The 2,878-nt window shown below is 55.0% G+C and carries 3 protein-coding genes; 1 reads left to right on the top strand and 2 read right to left on the bottom strand.

The features are described 5' to 3' along the window. Nucleotides 1–318: 318 nt before the first annotated feature. The gene (locus AAAC48_RS16690; protein ID WP_340655258.1) at nucleotides 319–1,251 is read left to right on the top strand and encodes an arginase family protein; all 933 of its coding nucleotides are present in this window, start codon (nucleotides 319–321) and stop codon (nucleotides 1,249–1,251) included. Nucleotides 1,252–1,952: 701 nt separating this feature from the next. Here the strand turns inward: AAAC48_RS16690 and AAAC48_RS16685 are convergent. Together AAAC48_RS16685 and AAAC48_RS16680 are read right to left on the bottom strand one after the other, a co-directional pair. Then, nucleotides 1,953–2,216, bottom strand: a complete 264-nt coding sequence (locus tag AAAC48_RS16685) for a DUF982 domain-containing protein (RefSeq protein WP_340655257.1) — start codon at nucleotides 2,214–2,216, stop codon at nucleotides 1,953–1,955. A 149-nt stretch (nucleotides 2,217–2,365) separates the two neighbouring features. Beyond that, nucleotides 2,366–2,737, bottom strand: coding sequence for a hypothetical protein (locus AAAC48_RS16680; RefSeq protein WP_340655256.1), 372 nt, complete (start codon nucleotides 2,735–2,737; stop codon nucleotides 2,366–2,368). Between the last annotated feature and the right edge of the window lie 141 nt (nucleotides 2,738–2,878).

Raw genomic sequence — 2,878 nt, 5'->3', positions numbered from 1 at the left:
AGTCCGGAACGCATGCAGCCTTCCCCATATCGTCATCAATTCGCGCGAAGTGGAACCTGCTTGTCCCAGCGCTAATTGCCTTCAGGCGGTTGTCCGTTGGCAGCACGAAGGCAAATTACCGGTTGATTGTCTTGCCTCAGGCTGCACCAGGAGGAGACCGGGCGGAATCAAACTCCGATCTGCATCATCCGGTGGACATCTTTGATCCAACCAGTTCCGCAAGAAGTGTCAGTTCGATTCTACCACATGAGCCTTCAGTTTATCTGGGTAGAATCCAAGTCTCGAAATTGTTACAACTCGGTGCGGAGGAGACGTCCGTTGGCCAGACTCGATCGCCATTCGCACACAACGCTGATCAGGGCTCCGTCCAATCTCGGCCTGCGGTCTCTGCGCCCCGGCCACGAACCCGGTACGTGGCGAGCACCGCAGGTATTGAGCGAAGCTGGACTGATTCAAGCCCTCGAACCCGTCCGAGTTATCGATCTTCCCCGACCCAAATATGATCCCGAAGCCCAGCCGAACACACGACTGCTCAATGGTCAGACAATGCGCGCCTTTAACCTGCGGCTTGCGGACACCGTTGCCGAGGTCGCGGCCGCGGGCGAATTTCCAGTCGTCGTCGGTGGCGACTGTTCGATCCTGCTCGGCGCCTTGGCTGGAATCCGCCGGTCTACGGCACTTTCCCTGGTACATATCGACGGACACAGCGATTTTCGGCACCCTGGCAATTATGATCCGTCCGTCATGCTCGGTGCTGTCGCCGGGATGGACCTCGCGCTCGCGACAGGACGGGGTGAGCCGCTCATGACCGAGTGGCCGGATGCACCAGCACCGCTCGTACCTGAGGAGCAGGTGGTTCAGATCGGTGAACGAGAGGGGCGCGATGCTGACTTCGCATGGCCTGATGTGAACAAAACGGCCATTAATCGGCTGGACATCTTCACTTTGCAAGAATTGGGGGTGGGAGAGGTCCTCATGCGAACAATTGAAACCATTGAGCAGAGATCTCGCTGGCCTTTCTGGGTGCATTTCGACGTCGACGTACTTGACCAAACGGTAATGCCCGCTGTTGACACGCCGGGCAGTCCGGGCGTCGATCCAGATCATCTCGCCTTTCTTTTGCGCAGGCTGCTTGCTGATGATCGTTGTATTGGCCTCACGGTGACGATCTTCGATCCCGAGCTTGATATTGACGGCAGCTGTGCACGCCTGATCGTTTCCATATTGCGCGACACATTTCGGGCTCAGTGACGTCAGCATCTCAAGCTCGGGCCGTTTTTTGCTGGCTAACAGACAACCTGATGTCCTTTATGGCGACACTCATGATAGTATCCGATGGCCAGGCTTCCTGGCTGGCTCGAGCCAAAGAACAGGTCATAAGCCAAAGGCCGAAGAGCCACTAGTGGTAGGTTATGGCAGCATTGGCAGAGCGACCATGGAGCCTCGTGCCCCTTTTCATCCGCGAACAAAAAACGGACAGCATTTCCGACGAGACGGCTGACCTTGTCTCGTGCGCACTATATTCGGCAAAGTGTTCGCGGCCGGCTGGCAAAGGGTGAGGTCATAGCTGTCATTGAAGTCGCCGAGAATGGACACGTGCTGCGTTCCGTGCAAACAGAACTCAGCAAATTGATGATGAAGCGCGACTAAAGCGTCCTCTCCCCAACATAGATATTAGCCTCTATCGCCGCCGTGCCGTGCCCATTGCGCACTCCCCCGATGCAACATCGCATAGCGGCATGCATTTCGAGCGTTTGAATGTGTTGTGGTTTCTTGCTTCATCCACGAGTGCACCAGCCAGTCGTAGGCATCGTCCACAGAATTGATGTGTCGGGAGTAGCGAAACCTGGGATGTCTGACGATAACAGGTAGGAATTCTGAATTATCCATTTGGGTACAATAGAACCGAAGACTATTGGTTCCATCAAGCGTATCACCTTGTCCTCATTCGGTTAATAATGCACCCAACTGGTATTCTCGACATAGATATTTGCTTCCGTGGCAGCGTCGAGAAAGGCCGACCTTGCTATGTCGCCGGTGCCAGTGCCATCCATCGCCTCCAGACACGCCTGTCGCGCCAAACCGTGAAGCCTTCCCCGTTTCCCTGGCCATTCATTCAAGAGAAACTCGGCTGCCGTAGCGACCGAACTGATGTTCCGCAGTTTGCCGGGATGTGCCGATTCAACGGTCACCGATTTGAAGTATACGTTTTCCATTAGCGAGGAGTCCCGGTTAGAATTTGGCTTTCTGTGCAGGGAGAAAGCAGATTGCAGGAAATAGCATTAAGCGTAATGTGCCCGCTTAAGTGCCCCTTTGGGATAAGGGGCGATCCAAGACCGCCCCATCTTTATGCAGCGCGTTTCTGTTATTTGGCTATATGCCAAGCGCCGCCAACACCGTCGCCCTTCATTTCACCGGCTTTTTTATCGTCGGCATAGGTGTAAAGGGGCTTGCCCTCATAGGCCCACATTTCCTTGCCGTCCGCTGCCTTGACCAGGGACCACTCACCTTCCGCCTTGGCCTTGGCATCGGCATGGAACGCTGGCCACTTCTTCAGGCAATCAGCGTCGCAGTTCGATTTTCCCTTTGCATCCTTGTCGAATGTATAGAGCGTCATGCCTTTTTCAGTGGCCATGACCTTGCCCATCTTTGTGTCCATCATCTTGACCGGCTCGGCAGCGAAAGCCGCCACGGTTGCGGCGGCTAACACACCCATTGCGATTACCATCGTTCTCATGATTTTGTTTCCCATTCGGGAGTGCTTGCGGAATGCCAGTAGTGCCCGATCTAAGCTTCCAGAAACGCGCGGTTACGAAGGCGGTTCCATCCAACCCGACCAGTTGGAAGTATTGATGCGTGGACTGCCGAAAACAATTCG

The sequence above is a fragment of the Phyllobacterium sp. genome (assembly GCF_037994405.1).
Taxonomy (GTDB): domain Bacteria; phylum Pseudomonadota; class Alphaproteobacteria; order Rhizobiales; family Rhizobiaceae; genus Phyllobacterium.
Note: the sequence above shows the minus strand (reverse complement) of the source record. Positions and strands in the feature narration are given on the sequence as shown.

Bases quoted from the DNA above. Each gene is read 5' to 3' on its own strand.
- AAAC48_RS16680 (WP_340655256.1), bottom strand. From the start codon at position 2,737: ATGAGAACGATGGTAATCGCAATGGGTGTGTTAGCCGCCGCAACCGTG.
- AAAC48_RS16685 (WP_340655257.1), bottom strand. From the start codon at position 2,216: ATGGAAAACGTATACTTCAAATCGGTGACCGTTGAATCGGCACATCCC.